At 70.9% G+C, this 16,090-nt stretch carries 17 protein-coding genes and 2 pseudogenes; 5 read left to right on the plus strand and 14 right to left on the minus strand.

All coding sequences use genetic code 11. The annotated features are described in order from the left end of the window. Positions 1–242 precede the first annotated feature (242 nt). The 8 genes and pseudogenes from prcA to AB1046_RS06255 form a co-directional block, all read right to left on the minus strand. A pseudogene (gene prcA / locus AB1046_RS06220) lies at positions 243–932 on the minus strand (proteasome subunit alpha); the annotation flags it as partial. Beyond that, on the minus strand, positions 929–1,762 hold the full coding sequence (gene prcB, locus AB1046_RS06225; RefSeq protein WP_369375596.1) for a proteasome subunit beta: 834 nt from the start codon (positions 1,760–1,762) through the stop codon (positions 929–931). The gene prcB and the pseudogene prcA, both read right to left, overlap by 4 nt. Position 1,763: 1 nt before the next feature. Beyond that, positions 1,764–1,961 carry a ubiquitin-like protein Pup gene (locus AB1046_RS06230; protein WP_369373438.1) on the minus strand — a complete coding sequence of 66 codons (198 nt, stop codon included), beginning with the start codon at positions 1,959–1,961 and terminating at the stop codon, positions 1,764–1,766. 119 nt (positions 1,962–2,080) lie between these two features. After that, complete coding sequence (gene dop, locus AB1046_RS06235) at positions 2,081–3,337, minus strand: depupylase/deamidase Dop (RefSeq protein ID WP_369373440.1); 1,257 nt, start codon at positions 3,335–3,337, stop codon at positions 2,081–2,083. Beyond that, positions 3,231–3,743, minus strand: a complete 513-nt coding sequence (locus tag AB1046_RS06240; protein WP_369375598.1) for a proteasome accessory factor PafA2 family protein — start codon at positions 3,741–3,743, stop codon at positions 3,231–3,233. The genes dop and AB1046_RS06240 overlap by 107 nt, the downstream gene beginning before the upstream one ends. A gap of 97 nt (positions 3,744–3,840) precedes the next feature. After that, positions 3,841–5,502 carry a proteasome ATPase gene (arc, locus tag AB1046_RS06245; protein WP_369373442.1) on the minus strand — a complete coding sequence of 554 codons (1,662 nt, stop codon included), beginning with the start codon at positions 5,500–5,502 and terminating at the stop codon, positions 3,841–3,843. 141 nt (positions 5,503–5,643) lie between these two features. Then, positions 5,644–6,657 carry a tRNA (adenine-N1)-methyltransferase gene (locus tag AB1046_RS06250; RefSeq protein WP_369373444.1) on the minus strand — a complete coding sequence of 338 codons (1,014 nt, stop codon included), beginning with the start codon at positions 6,655–6,657 and terminating at the stop codon, positions 5,644–5,646. 106 nt (positions 6,658–6,763) lie between these two features. After that, a complete protein-coding gene (locus tag AB1046_RS06255) occupies positions 6,764–7,945 on the minus strand; it encodes a site-2 protease family protein (RefSeq protein WP_369373446.1) in 1,182 nt (393 codons plus the stop codon). Positions 7,946–8,175: 230 nt separating this feature from the next. On the opposite strand from AB1046_RS06255, the pseudogene AB1046_RS06260 reads away from it, so the two are divergent. Then, a pseudogene (locus tag AB1046_RS06260) lies at positions 8,176–8,966 on the plus strand (RecB family exonuclease). A 24-nt stretch (positions 8,967–8,990) separates the two neighbouring features. Here the strand turns inward: AB1046_RS06260 and AB1046_RS06265 are convergent. Further along, positions 8,991–9,680 carry an HAD family hydrolase gene (locus AB1046_RS06265; RefSeq protein WP_369373448.1) on the minus strand — a complete coding sequence of 230 codons (690 nt, stop codon included), beginning with the start codon at positions 9,678–9,680 and terminating at the stop codon, positions 8,991–8,993. A 97-nt stretch (positions 9,681–9,777) separates the two neighbouring features. After that, positions 9,778–10,320, minus strand: coding sequence for a hypothetical protein (locus AB1046_RS06270; RefSeq protein ID WP_369373450.1), 543 nt, complete (start codon positions 10,318–10,320; stop codon positions 9,778–9,780). Positions 10,321–10,565: 245 nt separating this feature from the next. On the opposite strand from AB1046_RS06270, the gene AB1046_RS06275 reads away from it, so the two are divergent. Both AB1046_RS06275 and AB1046_RS06280 read left to right on the plus strand, forming a co-directional pair. Then, a complete protein-coding gene (locus AB1046_RS06275; protein ID WP_369373452.1) occupies positions 10,566–10,967 on the plus strand; it encodes a hypothetical protein in 402 nt (133 codons plus the stop codon). Positions 10,968–11,075: 108 nt separating this feature from the next. Then, complete coding sequence (locus tag AB1046_RS06280; protein ID WP_369373454.1) at positions 11,076–11,630, plus strand: HD domain-containing protein; 555 nt, start codon at positions 11,076–11,078, stop codon at positions 11,628–11,630. 19 nt (positions 11,631–11,649) lie between these two features. On the opposite strand, the gene AB1046_RS06285 is transcribed toward AB1046_RS06280, so the two are convergent. Together AB1046_RS06285 and AB1046_RS06290 are read right to left on the minus strand one after the other, a co-directional pair. Further along, positions 11,650–12,123, minus strand: a complete 474-nt coding sequence (locus AB1046_RS06285; RefSeq protein ID WP_369373456.1) for an NUDIX hydrolase — start codon at positions 12,121–12,123, stop codon at positions 11,650–11,652. Next, positions 12,123–12,884, minus strand: coding sequence for an XRE family transcriptional regulator (locus AB1046_RS06290; protein WP_369373458.1), 762 nt, complete (start codon positions 12,882–12,884; stop codon positions 12,123–12,125). The genes AB1046_RS06285 and AB1046_RS06290 overlap by 1 nt, the downstream gene beginning before the upstream one ends. A 164-nt stretch (positions 12,885–13,048) precedes the next feature. Between AB1046_RS06290 and AB1046_RS06295 the strand changes: the two genes are divergently transcribed. Beyond that, a complete protein-coding gene (locus AB1046_RS06295) occupies positions 13,049–13,336 on the plus strand; it encodes a hypothetical protein (RefSeq protein ID WP_369373461.1) in 288 nt (95 codons plus the stop codon). A 109-nt stretch (positions 13,337–13,445) separates the two neighbouring features. Further along, positions 13,446–14,324, plus strand: coding sequence for a PAC2 family protein (locus AB1046_RS06300; RefSeq protein WP_369373463.1), 879 nt, complete (start codon positions 13,446–13,448; stop codon positions 14,322–14,324). 85 nt (positions 14,325–14,409) lie between these two features. On the opposite strand, the gene AB1046_RS06305 is transcribed toward AB1046_RS06300, so the two are convergent. Together AB1046_RS06305 and mshC are read right to left on the minus strand one after the other, a co-directional pair. Next, on the minus strand, positions 14,410–14,625 hold the full coding sequence (locus AB1046_RS06305; protein WP_369373465.1) for a hypothetical protein: 216 nt from the start codon (positions 14,623–14,625) through the stop codon (positions 14,410–14,412). Between the two features lie 111 nt (positions 14,626–14,736). After that, positions 14,737–16,047 carry a cysteine--1-D-myo-inosityl 2-amino-2-deoxy-alpha-D-glucopyranoside ligase gene (gene mshC / locus AB1046_RS06310; RefSeq protein WP_369373467.1) on the minus strand — a complete coding sequence of 437 codons (1,311 nt, stop codon included), beginning with the start codon at positions 16,045–16,047 and terminating at the stop codon, positions 14,737–14,739. Positions 16,048–16,090 lie beyond the last annotated feature (43 nt).

Raw genomic sequence — 16,090 nt, forward strand, 5'->3', positions numbered from 1 at the left:
TCGTCGGGCTTGTCCTCGGTCGGGGATTCGTCGGTGGGTTCGGCCGCGTCGGTCGGTTCCGCCTCCTCGGTGGATTCGGCCTCCTCGGTCGATGCAGCCTCCTCGGTCGATGCAGCCTCGTCGGTCGTGTCCGGCGGGACCGTGTCCGCGGTTGACAGGCCCGGTGTGACCGGCCCCTCCGGCAGGTCGTCGGCCGGCGGGAGGCTGTCCGCGGGAGCCGCGTCACCCGACGCCGCCGTACCCTCGGCCAGCAGGTCGGCCAGCACCTGCCGGGTCAGCCGCCGGAACGACCGCCGAGGCCGGTCCCGCTCCAGCACTGCAACCTCAAGCTGGGCCGCCTCGATGGTGCGCGACGCCGAACCCTCGCCCGAGCCAAGCGCCGCCACGGCGAGCCGCAGCGCCTCCCCCAGCGTCAGGTTCTCCCGCCAGCCCTCCTTGACCCGTCGGCCGAGCTGCTCGGCCTGGCCGCCCATGACGACAAAGCTGTGCTCGTCCGCCACCGTGCCGTCGTAGGTGAGCCGGTAGATCTGGTCGTCGGCCGAGTCGGCGCCCACCTCGGCGACGACGACCTCGACCTCCAGCGGCTTGGACTCCGTGATGAACACGCTGCCGAGCGTCTGCGCGTACGCGTTCGCCAGGCCGCGCGCCGTCACGTCCGACCGGTCGTAGGAGTAGCCACGCATGTCGGCGTACCGCACACCGGCGACCCGCAGGTTCTCGAACTCGTTGTACTTGCCCACGGCCGCGAAGGCGATGCGGTCGTAGATCTCCGAGATCTTGTGCAGGGCACGGGACGGGTTCTCCGTGGCGAACGCGATGCCGCCGTCGTAGGCAAGCACCACCACGGACCGGCCACGGGCGATGCCCTTACGGGCGAAGTCCGCCCGGTCCTTCATCAGCTGCTCGGGCGAGACGTAGAACGGCATGTTCATGCGAGGTGCCCCCTCTCTCGGCGCTCCGCCACGATCTGCTCCGCAACGCGGGCGACCTCTGCGTCCTCGATCCGCTGGTACCCGTCCACGGACACGGTGGCGACCACCGGGAAGATGCCGCGCACGGTGTCCGGACCGCCGGTCGCCGAGTCGTCGTCCGCGGCGTCGTACAACGCCTCGACCGCCACGTGGACCGCGGCCTCCGCATCCATCCCGCGGCGCCAGAGCTTCTTCAGCGCGCCCCGCGCGAAGATCGAGCCCGAGCCCACGCCGTGGTGCTCGTGCTCCTCGTACCGACCGCCGGTGACGTCATAGCTGAAGATGCGGCCGGTGTCCTTGTCCAGGTCGTAACCGGCGAACAGCGGCACCACCGCCAGCCCCTGCATCGCCATCGGCAGGTTGCCGCGCAGCATCGTGGCCAGCCGGTTCGCCTTACCGGTGAGCGAGAGCAGCGAGCCCTCGATCTTCTCGTAGTGCTCCAGCTCGAGCTGGAAGAGCCGCACCAGCTCCAGCCCGATACCCGCGGAGCCGGCGATGCCGACGGCCGAGTACTCGTCCGCCGGGAACACCTTCTCGATGCTGCGGCTGGCGATCATGGGCCCGGCGGTGGCTCGCCGGTCGCCCGCGAGCAGGACGCCGCCGTCGAAGGTCAGCGCCACGATGGTGGTGGCATGCGGGGACAGGGTCGCCGGGTCGGTCACTCCGACGGGCATGATCCGGTTCCCGGGCAGCCGGTCGGGGGCATGCTCGGCCAGGAAATCCACGAAGGACGACGATCCCGGGCGCAGGAAGGCGTCCGGGAGTCGTCCTGTGGTGCGGTCTGCGCTCAGGTCACTGCCCACCCTTCTGGACGAATCCACGAACGAAGGACTCGGCGTTGGTCTCCAGCACCTCGTCGATCTCCTCGAGCAGGGCGTCGACCTCGTCGTCGTCCTTCTGCGCTGCCGCGGCGGCGGGCGCCGGGGTCTCGGCGTCGTCGTCGGGAGTGCGGTCCTCGTGTGACGGGTTGATTTGTTCCTGACCGGCCATGATCGCCTCCTGGTGATTCACTGACGTGTTACTGGCCTCGAAGCCTAGGCCCCGACCCTAGATTGACCTAGATGCTGGCCCTAGTTGCCGACCCTAGACGGTGACACTGACATCGACCGTCACCTTCTTCCGGAGAGTCCTGCGAGCAGGGCCGCGGCGTCGGGGCTCGCGTCGAGCAACGCGCCGATGTGGCGTCGAGTGCCGCGGGTCGGGTCGAGCATCGGTACCCGCTGCAGGGCCTGGGACCCGTCGACGTCGAAGATCACGGAGTCCCAGCTGGCCGCCGAGATCTGGCTCCCGTAGCGGGCCATCACCTCGCCCCGGAAGTAGGCACGCGTATCCGCCGGCGGGTGCTGCACCGCCCGCGCGACGCTCGCCTCGTCGACGATGCGGTCCACCGCCCCCTTGGCCAGCAGCCGGTGGTAGATGCCTCGCTCGGGGCGCACGTCGGACCACTGCAGGTCCATGGCGTGCAGGCGCGGGTGGTCCCACTCCAGGTTGTCGCGCGTGCGCAGGCGGTCCAGCAGGCGCAGCTTGGCGACCCACTCCACCTCGCGCGCGCAGCTCGCCGGATCGGTACCCAGCCGTTCGACGACGGACGCCCAGCGGTCGAGCACCGCGTCCGACTCCGGGTCGGTGCCGAGCACCTTGAGGGACCGCCGGACGACGTCGGTCACCTCGCCCTGGAGCTCCAGGGCCGTCATCGTCCGCCCGTCCACGAGGTCGAGCCGCGCGGTCAGGCCGAGATCCCGCGAGACCTTCTGCACGTCGCTCACCGGTGCGGCCAGCCGCAGGGCGGTGAGCTCGGCACGGGCGTCGACCCCCGCCTCGGCCAGCTCGTCCAGGTGCTCCAGCACCCAGAGCACCAGCGACGTCGTGCCCGCCTTGAGGTAGGTCGGCACCTCCATCAGGTTGGCGTCGCCGAGGATCAGGTGCAGGCGGCGCCAGCGCTGCCGGTCGGCGTGCGGCTCGTCGCGGGTGTTCACGATGGGGCGGCGCAGCGTGGTCTCCAGGCCGATCTCGGCCTCGATGTAGTCGGCGCGCTGCGAGATCTGGAAGCCGGCGGCGCCGCTCGTCGCGCCCAGGCCTACGCGGCCGGAGCCGGTGAACACCTGCCGCGTGACGAGGAACGGCGTGATGAGCTCGGCGAGCGTGCTGAACGGCAGCGCCCGGTCCACGAGGTAGTTCTCGTGGGTGCCGTAGCTGGCCCCCTTGCCGTCCACGTTGTTCTTGTAGAGCACCACCTCGCTGCCGGGGAAGCCCGCCAGCTCACGCAGGGCCGCGAGCATCACCCGCTCGCCGGCGACGTCCCAGCGCACGAGGTCCTCGGGCGTCATGACCTCGGGCGACGAGTACTCGGGGTGGGCGTGGTCCACGTACAGGCGGGCGCCGTTCGTCAGGATGACGTTCGCGGCGCTCGGGTCGTCGTACTCCTCCGCGACCGGGCGCTCGACCTCCTGGGTCGAACCCGATCGGCGCCGGCCCCGGCCGGGCAGGCCGGGCTCCACGACGGGCACCTGCCCGGTGACCGGGCCCCGCCGGCGCGGGTCGCGCCGGGTCGTCGGTCAGCATCGAGGGCTGTGCCGAGGCGCGGTCGAGGTGGAACCCGCGGGCGTCCTGCAGCGGGTCCTCGTCGTCGTAGTCCCACCGGGCCTTGCCACCCTTGCCGTCGGTCCGCGTGGAGATCGCCCGGTAGGTGGTCACCACCTGGCTCGACAGCAGCATGGGGTTGGCCAGTGGCCGACCCGGTTGCAGGACTCCGTACTCGGTCTCGATACCCATCACACGACGCGCGCTCACGTTCACCACCCTATGTCGGAGTAGTCCCGTTGGTCGGGCAGGCCCGCGCCGGTCTGGCACGGACCTGCCCGGTGTGCGATCAGAGGTACTGGCCGGTGTTCTGGACGGTGTCGATCGTGCGAGGTGTGGCGCCCTCGCCCTTCTTCTGGACGATGGTGCGGATGAAGACGATGCGCTCGCCCTTCTTGCCGCTGATGCGCGCCCAGTCGTCGGGGTTGGTCGTGTTCGGGAGGTCCTCGTTCTCCTTGAACTCGTCGACGCACGCGGTCAGCAGGTGCTCCACACGGATGCCCTTCTGCCCCGAGGCCAGGAAGTCCTTGATCGCGTTCTTCTTGGCCCGGTCCACCACGTTCTGGACCATGGCGCCCGAGTTGAAGTCCTTGAAGAACAGGGTCTCCTTGTCGCCGGACGCGTACGTGACCTCGAGGAACTGGTTCTCCTCGTCCTCGGAGTACATGCGCTCCACGACCGACGTGATCATGCCGTCGAGGGCCTCGGGCATGTTGTTGCCGTACTCCGCCAGGTCGTCCGCGTGGATCGGCAGGTCCTTGGTCAGGTACTTGCCGAAGATCTCCTTGGCACCCTCCGCGTCGGGCCGCTCGATCTTGATCTTCACGTCGAGGCGTCCCGGGCGCAGGATGGCCGGGTCGATCATGTCCTCACGGTTCGAGGCGCCGATCACTATGACGTTGTCGAGCCGCTCGACGCCGTCGATCTCGGCGAGGAGCTGCGGCACGATGGTGGTCTCCACGTCCGACGACAGGCCGGTCCCGCGGGTGCGGAACAGCGACTCCATCTCGTCGAAGAAGACGACGACGGGCATGCCCTGGCTGGCCTTCTCCCGGGCGCGCGCGAAGATCAGGCGGATGTGCCGCTCGGTCTCACCGACGTACTTGTTGAGCAGCTCCGGACCCTTGACGTTGAGGAAGAAGCTCTTCGCGTTGGGGTCTCCCCCGTTGGCACGGGCCACCATCCCTGCCAGGGAGTGCGCCACCGCCTTGGCGATGAGCGTCTTGCCGCAACCGGGAGGACCATAGAGGAGCACACCCTTGGGCGGGCGCAGCCCGTGCTCGCGGAACAGGTCGGGGTGGGCGAACGGCAGCTCGACCGCGTCCCGGATCGCCTCGATCTGCGGCCCGAGACCACCGATGTCCTCGTACTCGATGTCCGGGACCTCTTCGAGGACCAGCTCCTCGACCTCGGACTTGGGCACTACCTCGAACACAAAACCGCTGCGCGTGTCGACCGTGAGCGAGTCGCCCACCCTCAGGGGCACGTCCATCACGGAGCCGGCGAGGCGCACCACGCGCTCCTCGTCCGCACGGCCGACCACGAGCACGCGGTCCCCGCCGAGCATCTCCTTGACGGTCACCAGCTCGCCGGTGGTCTCGTACTCGCCCGCACCGACGACCGTCATGGCCTCGTTGAGCTTGACCTCCTGGCCAGGGCTCAGCCGGGTGACGTCAAGGGTGGGGCTCGCAGACACGTGCATCTTGCGGCCCGCGGACGAGATGTCCACCGAACCGTCCGAGTGCGCCCCCAGGAAGACGGCGTACGTACCCGGCGGCTTGGCCAGATCGTCGAGCTGTTTCTTCAGCTCGACTATCTGGTCGCGCGCCGCGCGGAGTGCCTCCGCGAGGCGTTCGTTCTTTGCAGAGAGGAGGGCAATCTGGCGCTCGTAGTCGCGGTTCGGCAAAGGCTCGTGCTCGGGATGGTTGTATCCTGACGTGTTCTCGGTCATGACATCCCCTCTCGTAGGGCCCGGGAGGCGACCATATGACGCAAACGCCTCCGAGAACAGCACTCTAAGCACAGTCACTGACACACCGGGAGTAAGAACACCCGTTTGAGACGTCCGGGGTACTCGATCGTTACAGCCCGTTCACGCAGGCGGGGTGTTCGTGTCCTCGGGCGCAACGCCCAGGTCACGTCGCACCTTGCGGACCTTCTTGTCGGACACTGCACGCTCCCCGAGCTCCTCCGGCGTCCACTCCGACTCGGGCGTCACGGGGTACGCACCCTTGGCAGGACGCCGTTTCCGCATGGGTGGAGTAACGCCGTCGGCCAGCCGGCGGGCGGTGATGAGGAAGCCCGTGTGCCCGATCATCCGGTGCTCGGGACGCACCGCCAGACCCTCGAGGTGCCACCCACGGATCATCGTCTCGAAGGCGGCGGGCTCGGCGAACCGGCCGTCCGCACGCAGATCTTCCGCTGTGCGCGAAAGTTGGGTTGTTGTGGCCACGTAGCAGACCAGAACCCCGCCGGGCGCGAGCGCCGAGGCGACGACGTCGACGTTCTCCCACGGCGCGAGCATGTCCAGGACCACCCGGTCGACGGTGCCCGGACCGGCGATCTCGGGCAGCACGTCGGCCAGGTCACCGACCGACAGCTCCCACGCCGGGTGCGGCCCGCCAAAGAAAGTCTCCACGTTGCCCTGCGCGATCGCGGCGAAGTCCTCGCGCCGCTCGATCGAGTGCACGTGGCCGGCATCACCGACGGCCCGCAGCAGGGACATGGTCAGCGCGCCGGAGCCGACACCGGCCTCGACCACCCGGGCGCCCGGATAGATGTCGGCCATCGCGACGATCTGGGCGGCGTCCTTCGGGTACACGACAGCGGCGCCGCGCGGCATCGACAACACGTAGTCGGCGAGCAGCGGGCGCAGGACGAGGTACTCGATCCCGGCGGTGTTGGTCACCACGGAGCCCTCGGGCTGCCCGACGATCTCCTCGTGCTTGAAGTAGCCCTTGTGCGTGTGGAACGTCCCGCCGGGCTGCAGCGTGATGGTGTGCAGGCGGCCCTTGGGGTCGGTCAGCTGGACCTTGTCGCCCACGCGGAACGGGCCGCGGCGCAGCTCGGCGCCCGTGGCGGTAGGGGTTTCGGTGGGTGTGGTCACGACCGATCATCCTAGTTGCTGGCCCGGTTGCCCGCGTGCGCCGGCAAGGCTCCACGGTCGGGTGCGGCGGGTCACGCGGGGAGGTCGCGGCAGGTCAGGCGCCGCGTCAGGTGCGGCGGATCGCCCGCGCGACGTCGGCGAGGTCGAGCACCCCGGTCACCTGTCCCCCGTCGACCACAGGCACCAGGCGGGCGCCGCGCGACGTCTGGGCCAGGCGGTTCAGCAGCTCAGTGCCGGACAGGCCCGGGTCGACAGCGGACCCCGGGGTGAACGGCACGGCGACGGCGTCGACCTGAGTGAGCGGCTGTGCCGAGGCGGGCACCGCGTCGACCGCGTCGTCGTCGAGCACGGCGATCGGCACCTGGTCAGGCCCCACCACGACCAGGCGGTACGACGACGCCGGTGCCGCTCCCCCCGCGACCGCCGCCGCCCGCGCGCCCAGCGCGTCGGCGACGGTCGAGCCGAGCGGCACGGAGATCACGGGGACCGCGAGGGCGCCCGCGGACAGCAGGTCGATCGCGGCACGGCGATGGCCGTTGTTGATCGCCGCGCCCGCCCCGGCCCAGAGGAACGCGCCGATCAGCGCCGACCACAGGACGGTCGTCAGGCTCGGCGTCGTGCCCTGCAGGAACGGGAGCACCAGAGCCCAGAGCAGCACGCCGACCGCGACGACCCGGCCGACCCAGCCGGCCACGACAGTGCCGGTCGTGCGCTTGCCGGTGACCGCCCAGACTAGGGACTCGAGGATCTGGCCGCCGTCGAGCGGCAGGCCGGGGAGCAGGTTGAACGCGCCGACGAACGCGTTGGAGACGGCAGCCGCGTAGAGCAGGAGCGTCGGCACGTCCTGCACCGGCGCGGAGATGTACGCGAACCAGAATCCGGCCGCGAGCGCCAGGTTCGTCAGCGGCCCGACGACGGCGACCAGGAACCCGTCCAGGGGCCGCCCCAGGCCGCCCGTGTATGCGGTGTGCCCGCCCCAGAGCGTGACGGCGAGCTCGGTCACGTGCTGACCGCGCGCCCGGGCTACCAGGGCGTGCGCGGCCTCGTGCAGGAACACCGAACCGAACAGGAGCAGCACGAACACGAACGCGACGAGGTAGGCGCTGGCGCCGAGCTGCGGTGCACGGGCCTGGACGTTCGGCACGAACAGGACCGTCAGAACCAGGGCCGCGAGGAACCAGGACGGCGTGATGATGACTGGCGCGCCGGCGACGCGGCCGACGACGAACCCCTTCGAGCGCGGTGGGGCGGGCGGTGCTGGTGTGGAGGCGGACTCCGAGGTGGTCACCGGACCAACCTATCCGGCAGATCGGTGCGGTGTGGCGGCACACTGTGGACAAGTCCCGGAGGATGTCAGTGCCCGCCCCTAGGGTTGGGGGCATGACGACGACGGAGCTGTCCGAAGGGCTGGTGCAGAGCCCGGCGCAGGACGTGGCGGCGAAGACCGCAGACACCACGTCCGCCGTGCGTGCGCCCTCCCGGCCGCCCGCCCTGTCGCCGTCGCGGGCGAACGACTTCATGCAGTGCCCCCTGCTGTTCCGGTTCCGCACGGTGGACCGGCTGCCCGAGCCGCCGTCGGCCGCGGCGGCCCGCGGCACCCTGGTGCACTCGGTGCTGGAGCGGCTGTACGACGCGCCGCTGGGCGAGCGGACCCTGGCCGCCGCCCACGACCTGCTGCCCGGGGAGTGGGACCGGCTGCTGGAGGCGGACGAGCGGTACACGTCCTTGTTCACCGACGGGGTCGGCCCGGACGGGCAGGACCGCGCGGGCTGGCTCGCGGAGCCGGCGCGCTGCTGGGCACGTACTTCACGCTGGAGGACCCGAACCGGCTGGAGCCCGCCGAGCGAGAGCTGCTGGTGGAGTCGCAGCTCGACGGCGGACCGCTGCTGCGCGGCATCGTGGACCGGCTGGATGTAGCGCCCGACGGCGCCGTCCGGGTGGTCGACTACAAGACGGGCAAGTCGCCCCGTCCGGGCTACGAGGGTTCCGCCGTGTTCCAGATGCGGTTCTACGCCCTGGTGCTGTGGCGGGAGCGCGGGGTGCTGCCCAAGATGCTGCAGCTGGTGTACCTGGGCGACGGTCAGGTTCTGCGCGGTGAGCCCACTACCGGCCAGCTGGAGCAGACGGAGCAGAAGGTCCGCACCATCTGGTCGGCCATCGAGGATGCCGCCCGGAGCGGCGAGTGGAAGCCGCGCCGCTCCAAGCTGTGCGGCTGGTGCGCGCACCAGGACGTGTGCCCGGAGTTCGGCGGCACACCACCCGAGATCCCGGAGGGTGCGGTCGAACTCCGGCTGGGCATCACTGTCTGACCCGAACGTGGCTGTGAGCGCGGCTCAGCCGAGCAGATCCACGACCTCACCCGACACGATCCGGCCCAGCACCTCGAGGTCGACCTGCTTGAGCGAGGCCGCCCGGCTGAGGCCCGGGCGCGGCGGGACGGGCACCTCGTTGGGTACGCCCAAGGTGCGGGCGCCCGACGCGAGCGCGGACGTGATGCCGGGACCGGAGTCCTCTATCGCCACGCAGTCCTCGGCGCGCACGCCGAGCAGGCCGGCGGCCACGAGGTACGGCTCCGGGTGCGGCTTGCCGTGCGTCACCTCGTCGCCGGTGACGAGGTACCTGAAGGTGCCTGCGGGGGCGCCGTCGGCCACGACCTGGGCCTGGCTGCGGTAGGACATCGTGACGATCGCGCACGGGACCTGCGCCGCGCGCAGGTCCGCGAGCAGCTCGAGCACGCCGGAGCGCCACGGCACGGCCTCGCGCAGCTGCTCGTTGACCCGGTCGACGAGCAGGGTCACGATCTCGGTGGGTTCGAGCGGGACGCCGGCGTCGTGCAGCATGCGGCCGGTGGTGATGAGCGCCTGGCCGACCGCGCCGAGCGCGTCCTCGTGCGTCCACGACGCCCCGTGCTCCGCGACTATCTCGTGCTCGGCACGCATCCAGTACGGCTCGGTGTCGACGAGGGTGCCGTCCATGTCGAACAGGACGGCGGCGGGCAGGACACCTGATGAGTCTTGGGGCACCGGCACATGCTAAGTGCCCAGGTCGTACGGCCGGTAAACGGCCGCACGACCGACCGGAACCGGACAGCCCGCGAGAACCGTCAGTCCGCAAGAACCGTCAGTCCGCGAGTAGCTGCTCCATGCGGCGCTCCCGGTCCGCGTCCAGCACGGCCTCGTCGAACGCGGCGACCGCCTCGTCGAACGTGTTGTTCACCCGCGGGTCGATCTCGACGACACCCGCGGGGGCGACGATCGTCTGGTCGTACTCCGCGACCCACGCGTCGATGTGCGCAACGTAGGCGTCGCGGGCCGCGTCGAGCTTGCCACCGTCCTTGAGCGGCACGGCCTTTGCGTCGTCCTTGGCGTCCAGGGTTGCCGACCGTGCCTGTTCGGCGAGGCCGGGCACGTCTGTCATGAGCGCGGTGGCGAGCTCCTCCTGCTGCTCGCCGTCGGCGGTGGCCTCGATCTCGTCGAGCCGGTCGCTGACCTCGTCGATGTAGCCACGCATCGACGACTCGCTGTGCTCCACGGCGTCGAGCAGCACGTCAGCGGGTTCGCGCGTGCGCTCGGCCTCGGACCAGGCGATGCCGCTGCCGGCGCCGGCGACGACGAGCGCCCCGGCGACAGACAGCAGGACCCGGTGATTTCGCAGGTTGAGCATTAGTTCATCGTCACCCGAACCAGGGGTGCTCAGCACCGTGAACGGTGTGATCCGTGGCGGAGCAAACGCCCATACCTGTACTTTCCGGGCAGCATTCGGTGGCACGGGCCCGACTCGGCAAAGATCTCCGACCTGCGGCGCAACCCACACCTCCGCCGCGCGCACCGCGACGTCCTGGGTGATGCTGGCTCTCGGTCGGCGGTCACCGCGGACGACTCCGGCAGCACCGACAAGGAGGACAGACCGTGTTCGGACCCGATTTCTTCGAGCGGCTCTCGCAGCGGACGTACTACGACCTCGACGGCAACCGGATCACGCAGGACCAGTGGTCCGTGCTGCGGCTGGGGGCCGGCGGGGGCCACGTCGCGCGCGACCAGATCGGGTTCTACCACGTGTCGACGGTGTGGACCGGGATCGACAACGCGGCCTCCATCGAGGACGAGCACGGCCACACCCCGCTGATCTACGAAACCATGGTCTTCGTCGAGCGCCTCGACCCGGACGGCGTGCTCTCCGAGGACGAGCTCCTCGACTGCACCGAGCAGTACGCGGAGCTGCACGCGACACGCGAGACCGCGCTTGCCGGCCACCACCGCGCGACAGCGATGGTCCACGACTGGGTAGTCAACGGACGCCCGGAGCTCTGACGAGGAGGCCCACGGATGCAGACACGGCCGCACACCAGCACAGCTGTCCGGACCATCTTTTCCGCTCCCCGTCGCGCCGCGCACGACCCGGCGCTCTACGGTGAAGCGATGCACCGAACCACCCCGCGGGAGCTGGACCCCGCGGGAGCACAGGCACTGCTGACCGAGCTCTTCGAACCCGGTGCCGACCGGCTCGCCCACTCGATCGGCGTCGGACGGCGCGCGGAACACGTCGCCCGCGTGCTGGGCCGGCCGGAGCTGCTCGTCTCCGCGGCATACCTGCACGACGTCGGCTACGCCGCGCCCGCCTGCGACACCGGCCTGCACCAGCTCGACGGCGCCCGGTACCTCCGCTCGCTCGGCGCCCCGGACCAGCTCAGCAGCCTCGTCGCACACCACACCGCGGCGACCGTCGAGGCGGCAGCACGGGGCCTCGACACGACGCTGCGGCAGGAGTTCCCCGCGCCGTCGGGCGATCTGCTGGACCTGCTCACCTACTGCGACCTGACCACCTCCGCCCAGGGCGAGGTAGTCACCGTGGACCAGCGGTTCGACCGCATCTACGACCGCTACCCGCCCGGCCACGTGGTCTCCCGCAGCATGCGGCGCGCGGAGGCCCGGGTGCGGCGGATCGTGTACGCGGTCGAGCAGCAGCTCCGGTAGGCCCGGTCGCCCCGGCAGGTCAGGTAAGGAACGGCTGCGTCCTGGTCCCGTCCACCGCGTGCGCGATCCGCAGCCGCATCGAGGGGTGGATGTCCAGCTCGTCGAGCCGGTCGACCTGCTGCCACACGACCTCGCTCGACTCCTCCGACGTCCGCGCGTACCCGGCCGTGACGGTGCCGCGCATGCAGATCGAGAACTGCGACCGGACCTCGCCGTCCGAGTACACGATCACGTGCCGGGGATCGGTGTAGATCCCGACCAGGCCCGTGATCCGCACGCGGTATCCGGTCTCCTCCTCGGTCTCCCGGACCCCCGCCTCGCGGACGGTCTCGCCAGGGTCGATACCGCCGCCAGGGAGCGCCCAGAGGTTGTTGTCGGTGCGATGGATCATCAGCAGGCGTCCGACGTCGTCCTGGACTGCCACCGTGACCGAGGGGACCACGGAGTTCACGGCCGGCGCGGCCGGGTCGTCGAAGTAGTCGGACCGGACCATCACGCGACCCTGCCCGAGTCCTCCGTCCGAGGCCATGCCTCCAACGGCTTCGCGGCGGACCACACCCGCTCGAACCCCGCCTGGTAGGCGGGTGCCATCGACGCCTCCGGGCCGTCCTTGAGGTGCAGCAGCGGGTTGGCCCCCGCGGGCGAGCCCCACACGTGGGTGTTGACCAGCAGGTCGTCGTCGAACCGGAAGGTCGTGGCGTACAGGGTGCTGCTGTGCAGCCGGACCTCGACGCCCGGGGTGCCGAGGGCGGGCGCGAGGTAGCCCAGCACGAGCGCGATCCGGCCGGCCAGGCCCGTCCCGCCCTCCTCCGTGGTGCGTACGGACACGGCGTCGCTGTCCGGGTCGCCCAGCAGCAGCCGCACCCGGACGCCGCGCGCGGCCATGGACACGATCTCGGTGGTCAGGTCCAGCGTCTGGTCGGGCAGGAAGGTCGCCGCGAACGCGTGCAGCTCGAACCGCTGCTCCACACCCGCGACGAAGGCGCGCCAGGTCCCGGCCGGCACCGCACGCCGTGCGGGATACACACCGACGATCTCCTGGGCGGCGGCCTCGGCCCGGTCGACGTCCCCCCACAGCGCCGCGACGTCGCAGCCCAGGGCGTCGGAGACGGCGACACGATGGCGTGGGTGCGGGGTGCGGCCCTGGGCTACCCACCGCTCCACGGTCTTCGGATCCACGCCGACGGCGGCCGCGAGCCGGACCTGGCTCAGGCCGGCCTGGCTCATCGCTGCGACCAGTCGTTGATTCCTCACGTGATACCCCCTAGGGACGTATCTACCACCGAAACGTCCCGGCCGCTGCCGATGGCACGTCCCATGCCCCCGGCGCACAGTGGTATCGAACACCCAGTGGTATCCAGAACACCCAGCGACACCCAAGCAGTCGTCCCTGTCCGCCCCGTGTACCGGAGAGTCCCGTGAACCCAATTGCGTCGCAGTCGGTCACCGAACGCCTCGGCGATGTCATCGATCTGCTGCGGCACGTCCGGGCGGACTGGATCGAGGTCCTCACGGTCACACCCGACCGGGTGACGCTGCAGCCCTGGCACCTGGACGACGGCGAGAGCATCGCCCGCTCGCTGGGCCTCGACCACGCGATCGACCAGCGCATGCTGGACCCTGGGTACACGCTGTGGACCGGTACCTGGCGAGGCGTCGAGGTGCAGGTCCGCGGCGCGCTGCGCGCGGGCGTGCCGGTTTCCTGACAGCGCTGCACCGCCCCCGGACCGTCGTCGGCAGGCCCTCGATTCGCCCGTCCGCGAACGCGCCCGTGCCCCAGGCCTCTCCGAGCGCACCACGCCCTAGGGTGGGGGGATGACCGACGCGCATCACGAGCAGCCGGAGCAGGCCTCGCCTCGCCAGACCGTGCTCCTCGCTGCCTTCGAAGGTTGGAACGACGCGGGGAGCGCTGCCACGACGGCACTGACGCACCTCGCCGAGGTGTGGGGCGCCGAGAAGGTGACCGAGCTCGACCCCGAGGAGTTCCACGACTTCCAGGTCAACCGGCCCTACATCTCGCTGGACGAGGACGGCAAACGCTCCATCACCTGGCCCACGACGTCCATCTCCGTGGCCCAGGTAGGCGAGCGCAAGGTGGTGCTGGTGCACGGCGTCGAGCCGTCGATGCGATGGCGTAAGTACTGCGAGGAGCTGCTGCAGGTGGCCGACGACCTGGGGGTGCGGACGGTCATCACGCTCGGCGCGCTCCTGGCCGACGTGCCCCACACGCGGCCCATCCCGATGACCGCGACCTCCGACAGCGTGGGCCTGCAGTCCGTGCTCGACATCGAGGCCAACACCTACCAGGGCCCCACCGGGATCGTGGGGGTGCTGCAGCACGAGGCCGCCGAGCTGGGCCTGCAGTCGGTCAGCCTGTGGGCAGCCGTGCCGCACTACGTGGCCAACCCACCGTCGCCCAAGGCGACCCTCGCGATCCTCACGCGCGTGGAGGAGATCCTCGGCGAGCCGGTGCCGATGGGCGAGCTGCCCGACGACGCTGCCGCCTGGCAGCACGGCGTGGACGAGCTGGCGTCCGAGGACTCGGAGATCTCCGAGTACGTGGCCCAGCTGGAGGAGGCGAAGGACACCGCGGAGCTCCCGGAGGCGTCCGGTGACGCCATAGCGCGCGAGTTCGAGCGCTACCTGCGCCGCAGGGACACCGGCGGCAAGGACAGCGGGCCGGAGAAGCTCTGACCTCAGGACAAGCAACAAGTAACAAGCACAGAGGCCTGAGCCCCCGGGGGGGCTCAGGCCTCTGGCGTTCAGTCAGGCTTGGTGTTCACACACTGGTAGTGATCGGCTCGATCCGCACTCCGGCGTCCGGACCGTGAAAGCCCACCCACTTCTCGAGGCAGCGTGCCGCGTCCTCGACGCGGTCATAAACCGGCGCGAATCCTGGTCCGTTGCGTACGACGCGATAACGCGTGCCGTGCCGGGGCGTCATCGTGACGGTGACCCGGGTCTCGCCCGTGAAGTCTTCCTCGTACTCCGTCATGTTCACCATCCTGCCCCGGGTTAATTACAAACGGAAGCAGGGGCTAAAACTAACCCGGTGGGCGCCTGGTGCGGCTCTGCCCAACCTGGACCGAACCGGGTTGCCAACCACTCAAAGACGCACTCCGAGCAGGGCATTCACCGTTCGGGCCATGATCCCGGGAGCGCCCTCCGTGTCCGCGGACGTGTCCCGCGACGGGTCCAGGGACTCCTCGGCCCAGGCGTCGACGGCGGCCAGCGCGGCCGGTGCGTCGAGGTCGTTCGCGAGCGCGGCCCGGACCGCGGCCAGGGTCACGCCGGCGGACGGGCCGCCGTTGCCGGACATCGCGTCCCGCCAGCGGACGAGCCGCGCCTCGCCCGCGGGCAGCGAGGTCTCGTCCCACTCCCACTCGGTGCGGTAGTGGTGGGCCAGCAGGGCCAGCCGGATCGCCATCGGGTCGTGGCCGGCGGACCGCAGGCGCGAGACCAGGACCAGGTTGCCGAGCGACTTGCTCATCTTCTCGCCCTGGTAGGCGACGAGGCCGGCGTGCACGTGCGTACGCGCGCCGGCCGGCTCGCCGCCGTCGGGCCCCGGACACAGGACGCGCAGGTGCGAGGTCGACATCTCGTGGTGCGGGAACAGCAGGTCCGAGCCGCCGCCCTGCACGTCGAACCGTTCCCCCGCGGCCAGGCCGAGCCCGTCGCGGGCGATCACCGCGCACTCGATGTGCCAGCCCGGGCGGCCGGTGCCGAGCGGGCCGCCGTCCCACGCGGGCTCCCCCGGGCGTTCGCGCCGCCACAGCAGCGGGTCCAGGGGGTCCTTCTTGCCCGCGCGGCCGGGGTCGCCGCCGCGCTCGGCGAAGGTGACCAAGGCCTGCGCGCGGTCGAGGTGCGCGACGGCCCCGAAGTGCGGGTCGGCGGTGAGATCGGCGTAGACGTCGCCCAGCTCCGGCGTCGGGCCGCCTGCGCCCGGCTCGACCGGGACGCGGTAGGCCGCGCCGGACTCGAGCATGGCCGCCACGGCCCGCGCGACGTCGGGGACCGACTCGACGGCGCCCGTCCACGTGGCCGGCGGTATGACGCCGAGCGCGGTCATGTCCTCGCTGAACAGCGCAGTCTGGGTGGCGGCGAGCTCGCGCCAGTCCACGCCGGTCGCCGTCGCCCGCTCCAGCAGCGGGTCGTCGACGTCGGTCACGTTCGAGGTGTAGACGACGTCCTTGCCCGCGTCGCGCCAGGCGCGCACCAGCAGGTCGAAGGCGACGTAGGTGTTCGCATGCCCGATGTGGGTGGCGTCGTACGGCGTGACGCCGCACGCGTACAGCCGGGCCTGCGGCCCCGGCGCCGCCTCGACGAGCTCACCGCTCGACGAGTCGTGGACCCGCACCGGGTCGGAGGCGGGGAAGCCGGGAAGCTCCGGGACTTGGGGGGTGGGCCAGGCGTGCACGCGACCAACGATAACTGCCGCCCCCGACACTCCCGGACCACCT

This window comes from Promicromonospora sp. Populi (assembly GCF_041081105.1).
Taxonomy (GTDB): Bacteria; Actinomycetota; Actinomycetes; order Actinomycetales; family Cellulomonadaceae; genus Promicromonospora.